This is a genomic window from Pseudomonas sp. FFPRI_1 (assembly GCF_055384485.1).
This window is the reverse complement of the sequence record NZ_AP029168.1, coordinates 4,338,535-4,358,304: the sequence shown is the minus strand read 5'-3', so window position 1 is coordinate 4,358,304 and position 19,770 is coordinate 4,338,535. Positions and strand designations below refer to the sequence as shown.

17 protein-coding genes are annotated in these 19,770 nt (G+C 61.5%); 12 read left to right on the top strand and 5 right to left on the bottom strand.

Annotation, left to right across the window (positions count from 1 at the left end; translation table 11 throughout):
• From pltE to ACZ5BO_RS19275, 3 genes are read left to right on the top strand one after another with little or no spacing between them, the layout of a single operon-like run.
• Positions 1-1,143 carry an L-prolyl-[peptidyl-carrier protein] dehydrogenase gene (gene pltE / locus ACZ5BO_RS19285; RefSeq protein ID WP_464696141.1) on the top strand — a complete coding sequence of 381 codons (1,143 nt, stop codon included), beginning with the start codon at positions 1-3 and terminating at the stop codon, positions 1,141-1,143.
• Complete coding sequence (pltF, locus tag ACZ5BO_RS19280) at positions 1,140-2,636, top strand: L-proline--[L-prolyl-carrier protein] ligase (protein WP_464696140.1); 1,497 nt, start codon at positions 1,140-1,142, stop codon at positions 2,634-2,636. The genes pltE and pltF overlap by 4 nt, the downstream gene beginning before the upstream one ends.
• 3 nt (positions 2,637-2,639) lie before the next feature.
• Positions 2,640-3,422, top strand: a complete 783-nt coding sequence (locus ACZ5BO_RS19275; RefSeq protein WP_464696138.1) for a thioesterase II family protein — start codon at positions 2,640-2,642, stop codon at positions 3,420-3,422.
• Positions 3,423-3,427: 5 nt separating this feature from the next.
• Here ACZ5BO_RS19275 and ACZ5BO_RS19270 read toward each other — a convergent pair whose 3' ends face one another.
• Positions 3,428-4,063, bottom strand: coding sequence for a TetR/AcrR family transcriptional regulator (locus ACZ5BO_RS19270; protein ID WP_464696137.1), 636 nt, complete (start codon positions 4,061-4,063; stop codon positions 3,428-3,430).
• A gap of 111 nt (positions 4,064-4,174) precedes the next feature.
• Between ACZ5BO_RS19270 and ACZ5BO_RS19265 the strand changes: the two genes are divergently transcribed.
• From ACZ5BO_RS19265 to ACZ5BO_RS19235, 7 genes are all read left to right on the top strand, one after another.
• On the top strand, positions 4,175-5,188 hold the full coding sequence (locus tag ACZ5BO_RS19265; protein WP_464696136.1) for an HlyD family secretion protein: 1,014 nt from the start codon (positions 4,175-4,177) through the stop codon (positions 5,186-5,188).
• Positions 5,185-6,948 (top strand): ATP-binding cassette domain-containing protein, encoded by a 1,764-nt coding sequence (locus ACZ5BO_RS19260; RefSeq protein ID WP_025131875.1) that lies wholly within the window; start codon positions 5,185-5,187, stop codon positions 6,946-6,948. Before ACZ5BO_RS19265 ends, ACZ5BO_RS19260 begins: the two co-directional genes overlap by 4 nt.
• 3 nt (positions 6,949-6,951) lie before the next feature.
• On the top strand, positions 6,952-8,100 hold the full coding sequence (locus ACZ5BO_RS19255) for an ABC transporter permease (RefSeq protein ID WP_051586124.1): 1,149 nt from the start codon (positions 6,952-6,954) through the stop codon (positions 8,098-8,100).
• 4 nt (positions 8,101-8,104) lie between these two features.
• Entirely contained in the window at positions 8,105-9,223 is a 1,119-nt protein-coding gene (locus ACZ5BO_RS19250; protein WP_025131873.1) for an ABC transporter permease, read from the top strand.
• Positions 9,224-9,234: 11 nt separating this feature from the next.
• Positions 9,235-10,731 (top strand): efflux transporter outer membrane subunit, encoded by a 1,497-nt coding sequence (locus ACZ5BO_RS19245; protein WP_464696135.1) that lies wholly within the window; start codon positions 9,235-9,237, stop codon positions 10,729-10,731.
• A 67-nt stretch (positions 10,732-10,798) separates the two neighbouring features.
• Positions 10,799-11,398 (top strand): LysE family translocator, encoded by a 600-nt coding sequence (locus ACZ5BO_RS19240; protein ID WP_029978780.1) that lies wholly within the window; start codon positions 10,799-10,801, stop codon positions 11,396-11,398.
• Positions 11,399-11,438: 40 nt separating this feature from the next.
• Positions 11,439-12,488, top strand: a complete 1,050-nt coding sequence (locus ACZ5BO_RS19235) for a type III polyketide synthase (RefSeq protein ID WP_025131870.1) — start codon at positions 11,439-11,441, stop codon at positions 12,486-12,488.
• 55 nt (positions 12,489-12,543) lie between these two features.
• On the opposite strand, the gene ACZ5BO_RS19230 is transcribed toward ACZ5BO_RS19235, so the two are convergent.
• From ACZ5BO_RS19230 to ACZ5BO_RS19220, 3 genes are all read right to left on the bottom strand, one after another.
• A complete protein-coding gene (locus ACZ5BO_RS19230; protein ID WP_025131869.1) occupies positions 12,544-12,975 on the bottom strand; it encodes a hypothetical protein in 432 nt (143 codons plus the stop codon).
• Positions 12,976-13,001: 26 nt separating this feature from the next.
• Positions 13,002-13,214 (bottom strand): hypothetical protein, encoded by a 213-nt coding sequence (locus tag ACZ5BO_RS19225; RefSeq protein ID WP_025131868.1) that lies wholly within the window; start codon positions 13,212-13,214, stop codon positions 13,002-13,004.
• A 139-nt stretch (positions 13,215-13,353) separates the two neighbouring features.
• A complete protein-coding gene (locus ACZ5BO_RS19220) occupies positions 13,354-14,145 on the bottom strand; it encodes a helix-turn-helix transcriptional regulator (RefSeq protein WP_025131867.1) in 792 nt (263 codons plus the stop codon).
• A gap of 139 nt (positions 14,146-14,284) precedes the next feature.
• Between ACZ5BO_RS19220 and ACZ5BO_RS19215 the strand changes: the two genes are divergently transcribed.
• Positions 14,285-15,388 (top strand): polyamine ABC transporter substrate-binding protein, encoded by a 1,104-nt coding sequence (locus ACZ5BO_RS19215; RefSeq protein ID WP_025131866.1) that lies wholly within the window; start codon positions 14,285-14,287, stop codon positions 15,386-15,388.
• Positions 15,389-15,759: 371 nt separating this feature from the next.
• On the top strand, positions 15,760-16,956 hold the full coding sequence (locus tag ACZ5BO_RS19210) for a contractile injection system protein, VgrG/Pvc8 family (protein ID WP_464696134.1): 1,197 nt from the start codon (positions 15,760-15,762) through the stop codon (positions 16,954-16,956).
• A gap of 203 nt (positions 16,957-17,159) precedes the next feature.
• Here ACZ5BO_RS19210 and ACZ5BO_RS19205 read toward each other — a convergent pair whose 3' ends face one another.
• A complete protein-coding gene (locus ACZ5BO_RS19205) occupies positions 17,160-19,637 on the bottom strand; it encodes a TonB-dependent siderophore receptor (protein ID WP_025131864.1) in 2,478 nt (825 codons plus the stop codon).
• Between the last annotated feature and the right edge of the window lie 133 nt (positions 19,638-19,770).

Genomic DNA, 19,770 nt, shown 5'->3' with positions numbered 1-19,770 from the left:
ATGGACTTCAACTATGACGCCACCCAGAAAGAACACGCAGCAATGATCGCGCAGGTGTGTGCCGAGCAACTGGCGGCCTGCAGCAACCAGCATTCGCCATATTTCACCCAGCAGCAGTGGAGCATCTGCGGCGAGGCCGGGTTACTGGGGCTGTCGATTCCCAAAGAGTACGGTGGCCAGGGCCTGGGGGCGCTGTCGACGGCCATTGCGATGCACGCATTTGGCCTGGGCTGCACGGACATGGGGCTGGTATTTGCGGCGGCCGCGCACCAGTTTGCCTGTGCCATGCCGATCGTCGAGTTCGCCTCGCCGGCAACCAAGCGCGATGTCCTGCCGAAACTGGCCAGTGGTGAGTTCATCGGCTCCAACGCCATTACCGAGCCCGAGGCGGGCTCGGATGCGAGCAATCTGAAGACCCGGGCCTTGCCTCAGGCCGATGGCAGTTATCGCCTCCGCGGCCACAAGAGTTTTGCCGGCAATGCGCCGATCGCCGACATCTTCGTGACCTACGCCACCACCCAGCCCGAGTATGGCGCCCTGGGCGTCAGTGGGTTCATCGTCAACTGCAACACGCCGGGCCTGCGAGTCAGCGAGCCCCTGGGCAAGGTGTGCCTGAAAAGCTGCCCGGCTGGCGAGGTGTTCTTCGATGACTGCATGGTCCCTGGGGTCCACCGCCTGGGCGAGGAGGGGCAGGGCCGGCAGGTGTTCCAGAGTTCCATGGGATGGGAGCGCGCCTGCCTGTTCGCGGCTTTCCTGGGGATGATGGAGCGGCAGCTGGAACAATGCATCGAGCATGCGCGCACGCGGCGCCAGTTCGGCAAGCCGATCGGCGACAACCAGGCGGTCTCCCACCGGATTGCGCAGATGAAGCTGCGCCTGGAGTCGGCCCGCCTGCTGCTGTTCAGGGCGTGCTGGGGCATGGACCAGGGCGATCCGGGACAACTCAACATCGCCCTGTCGAAGCTGGCCATCAGCGAAGGTGCACTGGCCTCCAGTATCGATGCGGTGAGGATCTTCGGCGGCCGGGGCTGTCTCGAGTCCTTCGGTATCGAGGCAATGCTGCGCGATTCCATTGGCACCACGATCTTTTCCGGCACCACCGATATGCAACACGAAATCATCGCCCGGGAGCTGAGACTATGACGCTGATTCATGAACGAGTGATGCGCAGTGCCGCGCGCTATCCGCAGCAGATGGCGGTGGTGGATGAACAGCAAGGCCTGAGTTATGCCGCGCTGGAGCGGCGGACCGCTGAGTTCGCCGCCATGCTCTGTGCCCTGGACATGCGCCAGGGGCAGCGGATTCTGCTCTGGGCACACAAGTCGGTCGACCTGGTGGCGCTCATGCAGGCGGCCCTGCGGCTGGGGGTGGTGTACGTGCCCGTGGACCCGCTGAGCCCGGTGTCGCGCCTGGAAAAGATTGCCCGCGATTGCCAGGGGGTGCTGATCATCTGCACGGCCGCGCACCTGGAAGAAATCGCTGGCGGCGAACTTGCCCAGGCCCGCTGCGTGGTGCTGGACGACCCCACCAGTGCGCGCTACTGGCGCAGCATCGATACCCGCTCCAGCGTCATGGCGAAGGTCGAGATTCAGCCGGACGACCTGGCCTACATCCTCTACACCTCAGGCTCCACCGGCACTCCCAAAGGGGTGTCGCTCAGTCACGGTAATGCCCTGGCGTTCGTCGACTGGGCGTGCGAACGCTATGGCTTCAAGGCCAACGAGCGTTTCGCCAACCACGCGCCGTTTCATTTCGATCTCTCGGTCCTGGACCTTTATTGCGCGCTGAATGTGGGCGCTACGGTGCACCTGGTGCCCGAGGCCATGGCTTTCTCGCCGCGGCTGCTGACTGACTTCATCGGCTCCCACGAGATCACGGTCTGGTACTCGGTGCCTTCGGTGCTCATGATGATGATGCAGGACGGCGGCCTGCTGACGGACCTGCAAGGCACCCTGCGGGTACTGCTGTTCGCCGGCGAGCCGTTCCCGATCAAACACCTGCGCGAGCTGCGCGCAGCTTATCCCGAGGTCCGCCTGGCCAATCTGTTCGGCCCTACGGAAACCAATGTCTGCACCGCGTTCGAGGTCGATGCCATTGATCCTCAGCGTTTGCTTCCGGTACCGATCGGTACGGCGGCATCGGGCAACCAGGTGTGGGCGCAGAAACCCGACGGCAGTCGCTGCGCCCCGGGGGAAGAGGGGGAACTGGTGGTCCAGGGGCCCACGGTGATGCTGGGGTATTTCGCCCTGCCGGAACAGCAGGGGCCCTACAAGACCGGCGACATGGTCAGGCAACTGGCCGATGGCAACTACGAATACCTGGGGCGCCGCGATGACATGCTCAAAGTGCGTGGCAACCGGATCGAGCGGGGTGAAGTGGAAGCTGCGCTACTGGCCCACCCCCAGGTCAGCGAGGCCGCGGTGCTGGTGATCGGGGAGGGGATGAATGCCCAACTCTGGGGAGCGCTGGTGCCCCGGGCGGGGGCCAGCCTCTCGATCATCGACCTCAAGCGCCACTGTGCACAGTGCCTGCCGCGCTACATGATCATCGACAAGATGCTGTGCCTGGAGGCGCTGCCGCGCAACGCCAACGGCAAGGTCGATCGCTTCGCCCTGGCCCGGCGAGTGGAGGGTTGAGCGATGTCGACGCCATCATCCATCGCCCGGGAAGTCTGGTTTCCCTATGCCAGCCGGCCACGGGGCAAGATGCGACTCTTCACTTTCCCCTATGCCGGCAGCGGGGCGTCGGTCTTTCACCGTTGGTTTCTGCCGCTGTATGACCAGGTCGACCTGTATGCCCTGCAGTTGCCGGGCCGTGAGGGTCGCAGCCAGGAGCACCGTTACTGTGACATGCAGGCGGCGGCCAATGACGTGGCCGATTGCCTGGAACAGTTCAGCGATGACATTCCCTGCTGCTTCTTCGGCCATAGCATGGGGGCGTTGCTGGCCTTCGCGGTCGCCAGTGTCCTGCAACAGCGGCAGCGGCAGGTGCCGCTGCAACTGATGCTATCGGGCATGGTCGCTCCCCATGTACCGCAACGGGTCGAGCCCTTGCATCAGTTGCCGGCGACCCAGGCCACCGCGGTGCTGCAGGCCATGGGCGGGGTTCCCGCAGTGGTGCTGGCCGAAGAGGACCTGATGCAGATGTACCTGCCGGTGATCCAGGCCGATATCCAGATGGTCTACTCCTATGCCCAGGCTCAGGCCCGGCCGCTGGACATCGACATGGTCTGCCTGAGCGGTACCCAGGACCTGATCGCGCCGCCCGAGCAGATGCAGCAGTGGCGAGGCTATACCCGGGGCCGCTTCGAGCAGTTCGTGTTTGCCGGAGGCCATTTCTTTCTCGATGGACAGGTTATGTCGCGGATCAAGGCGGTGCTGGGGAGTGCCCTGCACAATCAGCCGGGCAGTCTGGTGGGATGAACCGTTCAGTGGGCAATGGCGGCGAGTCCGGACCGGGCAAACAGCTTGAGGTGCGCTTTCAGGGCGTCTGCATCGTGTTGCAGTACGGCCTGGAGTGGGCTGGGCTGCTGGCGGTCGATCACCGCCAGCATCAGGCAGGGGGCGATGATGCTGATGGCGCAGCGCGCCAGCGCCGGGTCGCCGGACGGAAAGCCGGTGATCTGGCTGATGATCGTTTCCAACAGCCGAAACTTGGGCATCACTTCTTCTTGGACAAGGCTGGAGAAATGGACGGTAGGCGCGAGTATTTCCCGTGCACAGACTTTGCTTTGCCAGCTTTGCTCATCGAGTACCCGGCTGACGATGGCATCAATGAACACGTCGAGCTTGACCAGTGCCGGTTCGTCGCTCCCGGCCAGTTGCGACAGGGCTTCGAAACTCACCAACTGCTTGTGTCCTTCGATCAAGACGGCCTTGTACAGGGCCTCCCGACTGCCGAAGTGGTAGTTGATGGCGGCCAGGTCAGTGCCGGCTTCTTCACTGATGAGCTTGCTCGCGGTGTTGGCATAGCCATGCTGGGCAAACAGGCGGGCAGCCACCTCGAGAATCCGGATCCTGGTGTGCTCGCCGTCGCTTCTGCTGGATCTGCGTCGAGTGCTCATGGCGTTCCTCATGGTTGGACATAGGGGTTGCTTCACCGCCAGTATCTGTTATTTTTTAGATTAAATTCAAATTGAATTTAAACTAGGTCTTGGTAAACAAAGGATTCACGGATGAAGAAGCAGTGGATTGCAGGGGTTGCCGTACTGCTGGCGGTAACAGCAGGTGTTTCCTGGTTTCTCCTTCGCCCCGAGGAACAGCACGATCGCCTGAAGCTTCATGGCAACGTCGATATTCGTCAGGTCTCCCTGGCGTTCGATGGCAGCGAGCGAATCACCGCGCTGTATGCCGAGGAGGGCGACCTGGTGCAGGCGGGCCAGGTGCTGGCCGAACTCGACACGCGCACGTTGCGCCTTGAAATCAGTCGTTCTCAGGCCCGGATCGGCGTCCAGGAACAGGCGCTGCTGCGTTTGAAAAATGGCACGCGCCCCCAGGAGATCGAACAGTCCAGGGCACGTCTGGATGCCGCGCAGGCACAAGTGCAACTGGCTCGGTTGGAGTCGCAGCGCTTGCGTCGGATCGCCGCCGAGACTCAGGGCAGAGGCGTCAGCCAGCAACGCCTGGACCAGGCGGCGGCACGCCTGCAGGTCGCCCAGGCCCAGGTGCAGGAACAGCGCGAAGCCTGGTCATTGGCCAAGATCGGCCCGCGCAATGAAGACATCGCCCAGGCATCGGCGGACCTGCAAGCCACCAAGGCCGACCTGGAGCTGCTGCAACATTATCTGGCACGCGCTCAGCTCAAGGCGCCTACCCAGGCACGGGTTCGCACACGCCTGCTGGAGCCGGGCGATATGGCTTCGCCGCAGCGACCGGTATTCGCCCTGGCCCTGACCGACCCCAAGTGGGTGCGGGCCTATGTCAATGAGCGTCAATTGGGCCATGTGCGGCCGGGTCAGGTGGCGCAGGTGTTTACCGACAGCTTTCCGGAGCAATCCATCGACGGCAAGGTCGGCTATATCTCTTCGGTCGCTGAATTCACCCCCAAATCGGTGGAGACCGACGACCTGCGTACCAGCCTGGTCTACGAGATCAGGGTGCTGGTCAAGGACCCCGACGACCGCCTGCGGCTAGGCATGCCGGCGACGGTCTACCTTGAGCGTTCTCCGGCCGTCGGGACCGCGCCATGAGCGCGTCGGTGGCAACGGTCCAGGCTGTCGATCTGGTCAAGCACTTTCGCGTTGGTGCGCGCCAGCAGACGGCCCTGGAGGGTATTTCCCTGGACATTCCCCAGGGCAAGCTGAGCGCGCTGGTGGGGCCGGACGGGGCAGGGAAAACCACGTTACTGCGGCTGATTGCCGGATTGATGAAGGCGGACCAGGGACAGCTGAATGTGCTGGGGCTGGACGTCGCCGCGCACCCCCAGCAGGTACAGGACCGCATCAGCTACATGCCGCAGAAATTCGGCCTGTACGAAGACCTGACCATCCAGGAAAACCTCGAGCTGTACGCCGACCTGCATGGCGTCCCTGCCCAGCAGCGCGATGAACGATTTGCCCGGTTGCTGCAGATGATGGACCTGACGCGATTCCGCGGGCGCCTGGCCGGGCAGTTGTCCGGCGGCATGAAACAGAAACTCGGGCTGGCTTGCACGCTGGTCCGTTCGCCCCAGCTGTTGCTGCTGGACGAGCCCACGGTGGGAGTCGACCCGCTGTCGCGCCGGGAGCTGTGGAGCATCATCGAGCAATTGATCGAGCAGGAAAACCTCACGGTGCTGATCAGCACCGCCTATATGGACGAGGCTCAGCGTTGTGCTCAGGTCTTCGTCCTGTATCAGGGACGGCTGATTGCCCAGGGGCCGCCAGCACAACTCTGTGAGCTGGCGCAGGGGCTGTGCTATGGCGTCGCCCCCCGCTCCGGCAACCCGGCCAGGCTGCTGCAGGCGCACTTGCTCGATGACCGCGAGCACATCGTCGATGCCGTGCCCGAAGGCGGCAAGGTGCGATTCATCCGCAATGCCCAGGTGCCCCTGCAGGACATCCCCTCCCTGGACGGGCTGAGCGCCCCCGAGGCCCTGCAAGCGCGTCTGGAAGACGGCTTCATGGTGCTGCTCAGGCAACAGGTGGCAGCGGTCACGCTACCCTTTGACACGCCACCCTCCGGCGATAGCCAGGACGCCGCCGATGCCGGCCGCGCGGTGGTCATCGAAGTTCGTGACCTGGTGCGCAAGTTCGGCGACTTCACCGCGGTGGCCAGCACCTCGTTCGAGGTTCTCAAGGGCGAGATATTTGGCTTGCTGGGGCCCAATGGCGCAGGCAAGACCACGACCTTTCGCATGCTCTGCGGCCTGCTTCCCGCTTCCAGCGGGCAGCTGGAAGTGGCTGGGGTCAATTTGCGTACCGCGCGAGCGGCGGCGCGCCGCAAGATCGGCTACGTGTCGCAGAAGTTCGCCTTGTACGCCAACCTCTCGGCCCTGGAGAACTTGCGTTTCTTCGGCGGCGCCTATGGCCTGCACGGTGCGCAGTTGAAGGCGCGAATGGCGCTGATGCTCGAACAGTTCGACCTCGACGAGCACAAGCACCTGCGCAGTGGTGAGTTGCCTGGTGGCTACAAGCAGCGCCTGGCGATGGCAGTCGCACTGCTGCACGAGCCTGAAATCCTGTTTCTCGACGAGCCCACCAGCGGCATCGATCCCCTGGCCCGCAGGGCTTTCTGGCGACGTATCACCGCCCTGGCGCAAAGCGGTACCACCATCGTCATCACCACCCATTTCATGGAAGAAGCCGAGTACTGCGACCGCATCGTGATCCAGGATGCCGGGCGGTTGCTGGCCCTGGGCACCCCGGAGCAGGTCCGCCACCAGGGCGATGAGTCGCTTGCCGACATGAACAGCGCCTTCATTGCCGTGGTCGAGCGTGCTCGAGCGCAGGCCAGTGCCAGGGTGCAGTGAGGAATGAGCATGTCCGATTTCAATGGAGCTGCATCAGGTTTCAGGCGCCGCCTGATGGCACTGACCAAAAAGGAGTTCCGCCAATTGCTGCGGGACAAGAGCAACCTGGCGATAGGCATCGTCCTGCCCATCGTCCTGATCCTGATATTCGGTTACGGCCTGTCCCTGGATATTCGCAATTCGCCTCTGGCGGTGGTGATGGAAGACAGCTCGCCCAGTGCTCGCAGCGTCGTGGCCAAGCTTGAGAGCTCGGATTACTTCTCGGTGATCCGGGTCACCAGCATGGCCGATGCACAGGCTTTGATGGACCGGCGTCGGGTCGATGGCATCGTGCGCATACCGGCGGACTTTTCCCGCCGACTCGAGCGCCAGGATGCGCGCTTGCAACTGCTGCTGCATGGCGCCGACGCCAACAGTGCGGCGACGCTTGGACGCTACGTCAGGGGGGCGCTGAATGTCTGGCAACAGCAGCAGCTTGACCGTGCCAGGCCATCACAGGCTGCAGGGCGGGTGCTGCTGGTCGAGCGGATGTGGTTCAACGCGGCCAACAGCAGTACCTGGTATTTGGTGCCCGGGCTCATTGCCCTGATCATGACGCTGGTGGGGGCGTTCCTGACCTCACTGGTGCTGGCCCGGGAGTGGGAGAGGGGAACCCTCGAATCGCTGTTCGTCACCCCGGTCAGGTCGATCGAGATACTCCTGGCCAAGATCATTCCCTACTTTCTGGTGGGCCTGCTGGGCCTGATGATGTGCCTGGTGTCCGCTCGACTGCTGTTTCAGGTGCCGATCCAGGGCTCGCTGGTGCTCTTGCTATTGAGCTCGATGCTTTACCTGGTGGTGACCCTGGGCATCGGCCTGCTGATCTCGGCGAAGACCCGCAACCAGTTCCTGGCGAGCCAGATCGCAATCATCTTCAGCTTCCTGCCGGCGCTGATGCTGTCGGGCTTTCTCTTTGACTTGCGCAATGTCCCGACCTTCATCCGCATGGTCGGCTCGATCCTGCCGGCGACCTATTTCATGGAGTTGGTGAAGACCCTGTTCCTGGCGGGCAACAACTGGCCGCTGATTGCCAAGAACCTGGCCATCCTCACGGCCTACGCCTTGTTTCTGTTGAACGCTGCACGGCTGTGCACCCGCAAGAAGCTGGATTGACGCCATGGACAAGCTGATGAGTTTCATACGCGAATTGCTGTTCCTGTTTCAGAAAGAGTTCCTGGCCATCGTCAAGGACCCGGCCAATCGGGTGATCCTGATTGCACCGGCGATTGTCCAGTCACTGCTGTTTGGCTACGGCGCCACCTATGACCTGAACTACGTGCCCTATGCGGTGCTGGACCAAAGCCAGGGGCGGGCCTCGACGGAGCTGCTGGCGCGTTTCGATGCCTCGGGAGTGTTTGCCCGGGTGGCGACCTTGAACAGCGTGGGCGAGATTGCCCCGGTGATCGACCAGGGCAAGGCCCTGCTGGTGCTGCAGTTCTCCTCGGACTTCGATGAGCGCTTGAGCCGGCATGACAATGCCGGCCTGCAGCTGGTGCTGGACGGGCGCAACTCGACGACCGCGGGGATGGCGGCGGGGCACATTGCCAATCTGGTGGCTGATTTCAACCAGCAGTTCCTGGCGTTGGAGAATGCGCCTGTACGCCTGGAAACCCGGGCCTGGTTCAACCCCAACCTGCAAACCCGCTGGAACATAGTGCCCGGCCTGATCGCCGCGTTGAGCATGATCCAGACCTTGATGCTGGCAGCGCTGTCGGTGGCCCGAGAGCGCGAGCAGGGGACGTTCGACCAGTTGCTGGTCACCCCCCTGACACCCTTCGTCATTCTCCTGGGCAAGGCGCTGCCATCGGTCCTGATCGGCCTCCTGCAGTCGAGCCTGATCCTGGCCATTGGCTTGTTCTGGTTCGAGATCCCGATGATCGGCTCCGTGCTCGATTTGTACCTGGGGCTGTTTGTCTTCACCTGCGCCTGCGTGGGCATCGGCCTGTCCATCTCGGCGCTCTCGGCCAACATGCAGCAGGCCATGGTGTACACCTTCGTGCTGATGATGCCGCTGATTCTGCTGTCCGGGCTGATCACCCCGGTGCACGGCATGCCCCAAGCGTTGCAGGTGCTGACCTACCTGGACCCGCTGCGCTTCGCCATTGACCTGGTCAGAAGGATCTACCTGGAGGGGGCGACGCTGGCCGACGTCTCCTGGAATCTGGTGCCCATGCTCGCGGTCGCGCTGGTGACCCTGCCACTGGCGGCCTGGCTGTTTCGCAATCGATTGGTGTGATAAGGAACGTCATGAAAACGACTCACTCTGGATACCTGTTCAACGGGCTGGCGGCGGCCTTGATGATGGCTCTCAGCGCCTGCACCCTTGGGCCCGATTTCAAGGCGCCTGTGGTGCCAAGCCCGGAAAAATGGACTGACTGGCACAGCGGCCCGGTGACGCCGGTGCTGTCGGCAAAGAACACCGCGAGCGTCGTGCCGGGGACCGAGGCCAACTGGTGGCGGGTATTTGCCGATCCTGTCCTGGATCAGCTGCAGGCCCAAGTGCGCGAGGGCAACCCGGATCTGCACACGGCCATGCTGCGATTCGCCCAGGTCAGGTTGCAACGCCAGATTGTCTCTTCCCTGGAGACCCCAGAGGTGTCCTTCACGGGCGCTGCAACCCGCAACCGGCAAAGCCGGTATGCCCCGAACAATCGCATGCTCGAAGCACTGGGCAGCGACCGCGAGGCCCTGGAGAAGGTCCTGACCGACCCTTACAGCCTCTACCAGGCCGGGTTCGATGTTTCATGGGAGCTGGATCTCTGGGGCCGGGTGGCGCGCCTGGGCGAAGCCGCCCAGGCCGAAGTCGACGGCGCGGCGGCGACGCTGGACGATGTGTTGCTCAGCGTGCAAAGCGAGCTGGCGAGAAACTACATCGAGATGCGCACTGCGCAGCGCCAGACCCGTCTGCTGGAGCAGGAGTTGCACGTGCTGGACGCGCGCCTGCAGGTGGTTGTGGTACAGGCTCGCGAAGGTGATGAGGATGGCTTCGCCGTCGAGCGCCAGCAGTCGAGGCTGGCGGCGCTGAATGCACAGATACCGGGTTGGAAGGCCCTGCACACCCAGGCCGCGAACCGTATTGCAGTGCTTCTGGGGGAGCATCCCGGGGCCCTGGAAACCTTGCTGGCGGATCGTCCGGACACCGCCCTGGGGAGCCCGCTGCCCAACCTGCAGCTGGGCGTACCGGCAGAGCTGGCGCGTGAGCGTCCGGATATCCGCGCTGCACAAGCCCGCTTGCACCGGGCCACGGCCGGCATCGGGGTGGCTGAAGCGGAGCTCTACCCGAGCGTGACGCTGGGCGCCGACTTCGGTTTTGAATCCTACAAGGGCGGCAAGTTTGCCGACTGGAGCAGCAGGGCCTGGTCGGTGGGGCCGCGTCTGGACCTGCCGCTGTTCGATCGCGGACGCCGCAGCAAGACGGTGGTATTGCGCAAGCTCGAGCAGCAAGAAGCGGCCGTGGCGTTTCAGCAAACCGTCCTGGCGGCCTGGCAGGAGGTGGATGATGCCCTCAGTCGGTATCACCACGAATACCAGCGTGCGGCACACCTCCAGGACAGTTATGAGAGCAGGGCCCGCACCTACCAGTGGACTCGTGTCAGGTCTGCCGCCGGGGATGCCAGTTACCTGGAGGAACTGGAGGCGCAACAGATGCTGCTCGAGGCGCAGCGCGACCTGGTCAATAGCGACAGCCAGCTCAGGACCCACCTGATCAGCCTCTACAAATCCATGGGCGGGCGTTCCTCCTGACCCGTCGCAGCACCGCAGCACAACCCTTTCGGACTGATTTTTCCTAACGGAATAGGAAACCCTGCAAATGGATGACCTCTACAAGATCGCGCTGTTTTCATCCCTGATACTGGTGGTACCGGGGCCTTCGAACACCCTGTTGTTGGCCTCGGGCTTCAAGTTCGGCGTGCTGCGCTCGCTGCCGCTGGTGCTGATCGAGATGCTCGGCTACACCGTGTCAATCTGCACCTGGGGCTGGGGGCTGGTGCTGCTGTCCCACGACTACCCGTGGCTGATCCACCTGATCAAGCTGCTGTGCGCGTTCTATATCGCGGCGCTGGCTCTGAAAACCTGGAAGACCTCGACCGCCGGCGCCCAGCACACCGAACGCTTCGAGAGCTGGCCCCGGCATTTGCTGATCGCGACCCTGCTCAACCCCAAGGGGCTGATCTTTGCCAGTGTGATATTTCCGGCCCGGTCCTTCTCCAGCGTGGGGGAATTCCTGCCCGCGTTGTGCGCGTTCTTCCTGGCATTGGCGCCCATTGCCTTGCTCTGGGTCTCGTTGGGGGCGGGGATTCGCGCCCAGTACCTGGGACGTGTCTCGGGGCCCTTGTTCTCGAGGGGGACCGCCATCGTCCTGGCGCTGTTTTCCGCCACGCTCACCTACACCGTGGTTCGCGCGGTATAAGCCCGGGCCTTGACCGGCCAGCCTTCAACAAGGAAGTTCGATGCCGACCCTTTGTCTGCCTCATGTACTGTTTCCGGAGCACAGGATCAGCCAGCAACAGATGATCGAGCATCTGCGGCGGCTGCACGGCGATCAGCCAGGCACGGCGTTGTCCGAGCGCATGATCCGCAACAGCCAGGTGCAACAGCGCCACCTGCTGCTGCCGCTGGATGAACTGCTCCAGCAGTCCGACATTACCCGGCGCAGCATCCTCTATGAGCGCGCTGCTAGAGACATGGCGTGCGCCGCGGCACGTCAGGCACTGGTCAATGCCGACCTGACCCCGAGCGCGATACGGATGGTGATTGTCACTTCCTGTACCGGGTTCATGATGCCGTCCCTGACCGCCCACCTGATCAACGACCTGCGCCTGCCGGCGACGACCGTGCAATTGCCGATTGCCCAGTTGGGCTGTGTGGCCGGCATGGCGGCGATCAACCGGGCTCGGGATTTTGCCGCCCTGGATGTCGACAACCATGTACTGATGGTTTCCCTGGAGTTTTCCTCGCTGTGCTATCAGGCGGGGGACAAGCAATTGCATTCGCTGATCAGCGCGGCGTTGTTCGGCGATGCCGCCGGCGCCTGTGTCTTGCGTGCCGATGACCGAGCGCAGGGGGTCCGGATCACGGCTGGACGCTCGTACCTGTTGCCCGACAGCGAGCATTTCATCAGGTACGAGGTAAAGAACAGCGGCTTTCATTTCGCGCTGGACAAGGCCGTCATGCACTCGATCAAGGACATCGCTCCGGTCCTTGAACGGTTCAACCAGGATCACCAGCGGCAGGGCTGTGCGGACAATGACTTTTTCATTTTTCACACCGGTGGCCGCAAGATCCTTGATGAGCTGGTCATCCACCTCCAGTTACCTGAGGACAGTGTAGGGTTGTCCCGAACCAGCCTGGCCGAGGCTGGAAACGTGGCCAGCGTGGCGGTGTTCGACGTGTTGCGCCGCCAGTTCGAATCGCCCCCCAAGGCCGGTAGCAAAGGCCTGATGGCCGCCTTTGGCCCGGGCTTCAGCGTCGAGATGAGCCTGGGCCAATGGCATGCCTGAGGGGCAGCGAGCGGCGTGGGCGGGCGGGGCATCCAGGCCTCAAGGTGAAGGCTGTTCAGACCTGCCTGGCAGCAAAGGTCTCGCCGACCATGATGATCGACCTGCCTTTTGCAGAGGTGCTGGTGAGGCTGTTAATCACTAACGCCAGGGGACTTGGGTCCCGGAACAGCGCGAAAAACAACTCGAAATACAGGTAGTCGTCAATCAAGGCGGCTGCCACTTCGGGTTGACTCTCCAACAGCTCCTGAAAGGTCGGGTAATTCAGCCGCTCGAGCCCCGGGATGTCTGCAAAGCCTTGCTCAAGGTCGTCTGTCCTGCATTCGCTGATGAAGGTGTCGGCACATTCGAGGAAGTGTTGTGGAAAGTCGCTGTGCTCCAAGATCAGTTCATAGGGTGTTGTATCAAGACTGACGGCTTCTCCGAAGCCGAGGCTGCGGTAGCTGAGGGTACGAGGGTCGATGGGTTTGCCGGCGGATGTGAACTTCATGGGGCAACTCGGCTTTTCTGTGGGCCTCAGGCAACCCGAGGGTTCGGGCCTGTGATTTTCCTGACCTGCCTGGCGCCGGCAAGCGCGGCGGGCAGGATGAGCAGGCAGGAGGTGAAATACCCCCAGTCCATTTGGCTGCCCGCGATGAACTGGGCAGGGAGCAATTGTGATATCAAGAAGCCGAAAACAATCAGGACCAAGATGCTCGAGAGCAGGCTGAAGAGAATCGCGTTGAACATTTTTTCCTTTACGTCCGTGTTGCAGGGCGAGGGGGTTGCCAGGGAGGTCTGGATCCTTGTCGCTGGCGTGGATGACAGGCCATTGATCATGCGCCGAACGGGGGCTGATGCAGAGAATGCTCCGGCGGCTTCGCTGCTTTCAACTTGAAGCAAGGGCCTCGTGTTTGGGCATGAAAAATCGGGCAAACAGCTCGGACTGTGACTTGATGTTCAATTTGCCGTAGATATTGCGACGGTGGACTTTTATCGTTTCTGACGAAAGGGAAAGTTTCCCCGCAATCTCCTTATTGGAGAAACCACTCAGTAACAACCTGAGTACATCACTTTCCCGGGCTGTTATCTGGGTGCCGAGGCGGGTGATGGTTTCCGGCCAGAGAGGGGGCGCGGCGAGGTTCTTTTCCACCTCCGTCTCGAAGCTCATGCGCTGGTGCATTAACGCGCTCACCCAAGGCTTGATGAGATCAAGCATCGTAATCTGCTCTTGATTGAAGCGAACGCTGCTGCCAATGGAAATGCACAAGGTTCTGTCGGCGTCGAGCTGGACGTTGTACTGCGCCTCATCTACGGAAATATACTGCTCGAAATACTGATGGTAGTACTCGGTCTCAATGAAGTACTCAGGCGCAATATCCAGCAGATGAAAGAATCCGCTTTGCGGGTTTTCTCGATTGGCTATGTAAAAAGGATCCAGCAGGTAAAGCCCCTTCACGTAGCGATGGATAAAGGCATCGACTTCCTCTGCATCGGCTATCTCCGGAAGACTGACAACTTGTACATGTTGGTTACTGAAGATCAGTACAACCCAGTTATCGATCTGCACATACTCATTCAGGGTGCGAACAAGCGAGCTCCAGAACTCTGGACGGTTCAATTGCATGATCAGTTTTCCAATCGAACGGTGCCAGGCCAGGCTGTGAAGGTCGAGTGGCATCTTCTACCCCTTTAGGGTTAGGGAGTCGTGGGTCTGAGGTAAGTATTCGTAGGTATTTACTATTCGGGAATGCCCCGTATATTCACTGCCAGGATTTGCGATGGCCATGAAGGCACATCGTTTTTTACAAGGATGTTGCATGAGAAATTCACCTTTGCGAACCCTTTTTTCGGTCTCGCTTCTCTGTGCAGGGATAAGCACATCTGTCGCAGCGGCAGGGCCTGGAGTGTATCTGTATAACTGGTTCGGGCTCATTGCTCCCGAGACGCCGAAGGCGTTCGAGCAAGAGACCGGCAACAGGATCCATATGGATGCATTCGACAGCGCCGAAATCATGCAGAGCAAGGTCATGGCCGGGCGCACGGGGTACGACGTGGTGGTGGCCACTTCCAATGTGTTGCCCAGCCTGATCCAGGCGGGAGTGCTGCAGCCGCTGGATCCCGCCCAACTGAGCAATTTGTCCCATATCGACCCTGACATTCTGTCCCAGCTTGCGGTCAATGACCCGGGCAATCGCTATGCCGTGCCATATCTATGGGGCACCACCGGGATTGGCTATGACATTGATAAGGTCAAGGCGGCACTGGGCGACAAGGCTCCGGTGGACAGTTGGGACCTGATCTTCAAGGAAGAGAACATCAGCAAGCTGAAGTCCTGTGGCGTGGCCATGCTTGATTCTCCCAGCGAGATCATTTCGATTGCCTTGCATTACCTGGGATTGCCCAGCAACAGCAGGAACCCGGAGGACTATCAGAAAGCTCAAGCCCTGCTGTTGAAGATCCGCCCTTACATCCTCTATTTCGACTCGTCGAGGATCGACGCCGACCTGGCGGACGGCAATATCTGTGCGGTGGTGGGGTGGGCCAATGGCGCCCTTGCTGCCCAGGCCATCAATGAGAAGTCCAACACCGGGCGCAGGATTACCTACAGCCTTCCGCGCGAAGGCGCGCTGGTCTGGTCGGAAAACCTGGTGTTGCTGAAGGATGCCCCCCATCCCAAGGCGGGCATGGCGTTCATCAACTACATGTTGCAACCGGAAGTCATTGCCAAAACCTCAAACCACACTCTTTATCCCAACGCCAACAAGGACGCCACCGAGTTTGTCGAGCAGAAGCTGCGGGACAATCCGTGGATTTATCCAGACAGGAATACCCTTGCCACACTGGTGCCCCTTGAGCCGCTGCCATTGAAACTGGAGCGTATCCGCACCCGGGTCTGGACCAAGGTGAAGAGCAGTATTTGATAGCGGCTTGATGGATCACTTGCGGTTTCCGACAGTGTCTTGTTGCAGGCCATGGCCATGGCCATGAACAAGGACGCGGGACAGCAGGTCGAGGCTATCGCCGTGCGGGTTTCAAGATGCCAGTGGGAGGGCGCTCGAAGTGCAGCGTCGCGGGTACTGCATCCTTGAATTCCCGCAAGGGCGTTCCCGGGTACTGAACGAGTACTGCCAGCGTTGACGCTTGCCGGCAATGGCTGTTGCGTCGCTGCTGGGGCGAGTGGGCTGCCGAGCCCAGGTTGCAGGTTCTAGTTCCGGACCGGATTGCTCCGGTGTCCTGACATCGCTGTCTGCGACAGCATCCATTCAACATCTATGCAAGAAGAGAACAGCGGATGTTCAGCCCAGCCAATCAGACGCCCTTGAGTTTGACAATCGATGGCTTTGAGCCTGACTTTCAAGTACTGGCCTTCACCGGGGAAGAGGCGATCAACAGGCCTTACTTCTTCAATCTGGAGCTGGTGGGCGAGGAGGCCGGCCTGGATCTCCAGCGCCTGTTCGACACAGAGGCCTTTCTGGCCTTCGGCACTCAGGGTGAAGGCATTCATGGGCGGGTCTATCACATTGCCCAACGCGGCAAGGGGCGCTACAACCTGGCCCTGGTTCCGCACTTGTCCTACTTGCGCCACCGGCTTAACCGCAGGGTCTATCAACAGTACTCAGTGCCGGACATCGTCGCCCTGATACTGGAGGAACACGGGATTCTGGGAGGTGCCTATCGCTTTCATCTACGGGCGACTTACCCCAAGCGTGAGTGCTGTACCCAGTACGACGAAACGGACCTGCACTTTATCCAGCGCCTGTGTGAGGAAGAGGGGATTCACTTTCACTTCCAACACAGCCCCCAGGGCCATGTGCTGGTGTTTGGCGATGAGTTAGCCGCTTTTCCCCGGGGCGCACAAGTCACCGCCAAGAGACAGGGGAACGATAGACTGACCAAGGCGCAACGGGGCCAGCCATGCCATCCGGGCCTGGCGGCGTTTGACCGTCCAGCGCTGGAGCACGGCCACGAGACTTATCTTCACACTGAAGGGCGAGGCGACCAGGCCTGGCTGGCCAGCGGCCAGGTTGTGCCGATCTCGGGCACGTTGGGCCAGGAGCGGAACGACCTCTGGCTACTGACCCGGGTCATCCACGAGGGCAAGCAACCCCAGGTGCTGAGGGACAAGACTGCCCTAGGCAGCACTGGCAGCCAGAACGACTTTGATCAGGGGTATCGCAACCGCTTCACCGCTCTACCTTGGGATCGGCCCTATCGTCCGCCTGTGGCTCACCGCAAACCCCTGGTGCCCAGCACTCAGACCGCAGTGGTCATTGCAGTGGAAGGCGAAGAAGCGCGCCCCGCCCGGGTCAAGGTCAAATTTCCCTGGGACCGCGAAGGTCGGTTTGATGACAAGAGCAGTTGTTGGCTGGACGCCTCTCACTGGCAGTGTGAGGCGATTCTCCTGGGGCCGGGGACTGAAGTCATGGTCACATTTATCGACAGCGACCCTTGCCGTCCGTGGATCAGCGCCTGCCCGTGCTGCGGCTGAATGCCAAGCGTTCTTGGCGCGCTCTCCAGGGCAGTTGGGCAGCGCCCGGAAGATGGAGCTGCGAATCGACCGGGATACTGTTTGGTGGGGCATGCAGGGCAGGGCGCTTGAGCGGCATGACCAGCACAGAAGCGCGGAGATGCTTATCGATGATGGTTACGAACATACCCCGCCCGCGGCGAAGTATGTTCGACTGCCCCGGCTTAGAACTGTGGCTTGTAGGTCACACTGAACATCAAGTTCCGCGGATCACCGAAGTAGTTGTTGCCCGTCACCTGGCTGTAGGACGGAATGAAGTAGTGCTTGTCGAACATATTGTTCAGGTTGACCGCTAGCAGCACCTCATCGCTGGCGTCGTAGGCTATGCGTGAGTTCCAGATGGCAAACCCGGCCTGCTCGAACGCGCGGTCAAAACTGATGGTGCTGCTTTGGGCATTGACCCCGGCGCCAACGCTGACCTTGTTGAAGTCCCCCGGCAAGCGGTAGTCACTCCAGATGCGCAGCATGTGCTTGGGGGTGGAGGTGGCGAATACCTTGCCCTTGAGTTTGGTATCTTCCAGAAACGTGGTGGTGTTGTAGGTGTAGCTGCTGGCCAGTTGCAGGCCCGGTGCGACTTCACCGCTGAGCTCGGCTTCGATGCCCTGGCTGCGGACTTTCCCCGAGGCCGTCGAGCAGTACCAGCCATTGCACGCCTCATCGCTGTTGATGTCGGTTGTGAGGTCGGTCACGGCACGGTTCTGGTGAATGTAGCGGAACAGCGACAACGCTGTGTTGAGCTGGCCATCCATCAGTTCGCCCTTGATCCCCACTTCGTAGTTCTTGCCTTCGACCGGCATCAGTGCGGACTTTTCCTTGGTCAACTGCACCTGGGGAATGAATACCTCGGCGTAGCTGCCATACACCGACCACTGATCATTGAGTGCATACACCAGGCCCGTGTAGGGCGTGACCTTGCCACTGGTCTTGACCGAGTTCTTCTCACCGCCTTCCTGCAGCTTGCGGGCCGAGTAGTTGTCCTGGTCGAACTTGTAGTCGTACCAGCTGGTGCGTGCGCCGAGAATCAGGGTCAGCGGCTCGGTCAGCTTGACCCGCCAGGAGCCGTAGATGCCTTTTTGCCGCACGTCATAGGTGCTGAGCGCCAGGTTGGCCTGGTCGGCAATGGAGTCATAGCTCGGTTGAGGGCGGTGATGGTCGATGTCGCTGATGTCCGCGCCAGGTGTAAACCTGCGGGCATAGCCGTCGTTCGTGGTGTATTTGGAGTAGTTGGCGCCCAGCACCAGGCTCTGCTTGAACGACAGGGCTTGGAAATCGCCGTTGATGAACAGGTCGAGGCCGCGGCTCTTGCCGTAGAAGTCGGTGGCGAAGTCGGAATAGCTCGGGCCGCTGGTGGTCCCGGGCTGCACGGCACCGGCGATGAACTGATAGGTCGCTGCGTTGGATTCGTTCATCCCGGTCGCTGCGACCTTGAGCTTCCAGTTGTCGTTGAAGTGATGCTCCAGGTCCAGGTACAGCGCCGTCTGGTCGTTCGCCGAACGGTTCCAGGTCGAGCCGGTGTAAGTGGAGCGCGACAGGTCCAGGGCCTTGCCATCGGCGTAACGCGGCAAGGCAATGAAGTACGGACGGCCATGGCTCTTCTTGTTGCTGAAGCCGACTCCCAGCACGGTGTCGTCGCTCAGGTCAAAATCCAGGGCACCGTACAGGGTCTGCTCCCAGTTCCACACGTAATCGGAAAAGGAATGGCCTTTCTCGTAGTTGACCACCGCTCGGCCGCGAACTGTTGCGGCTTCGTTCAGCGGCCCACCCACATCGGCCTGGGAGGCGTAGCGGTCCCAGCTACCGGCCTTGGCGCTCAAGGTCACGGTCGGGACGGCTTGCGGACGCTTGCGCACCATGTTGATCGCGCCGCCGGGGCTGTTGGCCCCCTGCAGCAGAGCGGCCGAGCCGCGCAGTACTTCCATGCGGTCATAGATCACCATGTTTTCGGTGATGTAGCTGCCCAGGGCATAGACATTGCGCGGCACGGGTACGCCGTCGTACTGCAGGGACTCGATCTCGAAGCCCCGGGCGAACATGAACATGCCCGGCCCCGGCGACTTGACCGAAGCCAGGCCCGGCACCGCTTCCACAGCCTGGGTCAGGGTGCTGATGTTCTGGTCATCCATGGCCTTGCGCGTCAGCACGCTGACCGACTCCGGAATCTCCTTGAGTTTCTGTGTGCTCTTGCCGATGGTCACCGCCCCGGTGGTGTAGGAGCCGCTGTCTTCAGTGGTGGTCCCCAAGCGTTGCGCATTCACCTGGGTGGTTCCCAGCTCCAGGGCCGAGCCGGTGGCTCGAGGTTGTTCCAGCGTCACGCTGTCAGCGTCGATGAACCGGGCCTGCAGCGCCGTGCCGGCCAGCAGCCGGCTCAGGGCTTCGTCCTTGGCAAAGCTGCCGTGCAAGCCGGGGGAGTGCAGGCCTTGGGTCACCTCTGCCGAGACCAGCACCTGGACCCGGGTTGCCGCCGAAAAGGCCGCCAGGGCCGCATCCAGGGATTGCCCCGGAATATCGAAACGGTAGAGCTGAGCCTGCGCCGCGGCGCTGGTCTGCGCCTGGACCGGCAAGCCCACGAGGGCACAGCCCAGGGCCAGCGTTAACAAGGTCGGCACGCCGGGCAGGCGCCGGGCAGCAATCGGATGTCCCATGGATGTTCCCCAATGATCGAAGTCGATGTGGCGGCGCGGCACTACTTGAGAGTGCTTATTGTTTACGCCTCAGTGATCAAGGACGACGCGCCACGGGAAAACCCTGAAACTATTTGAGAATTATTTGCAGGCG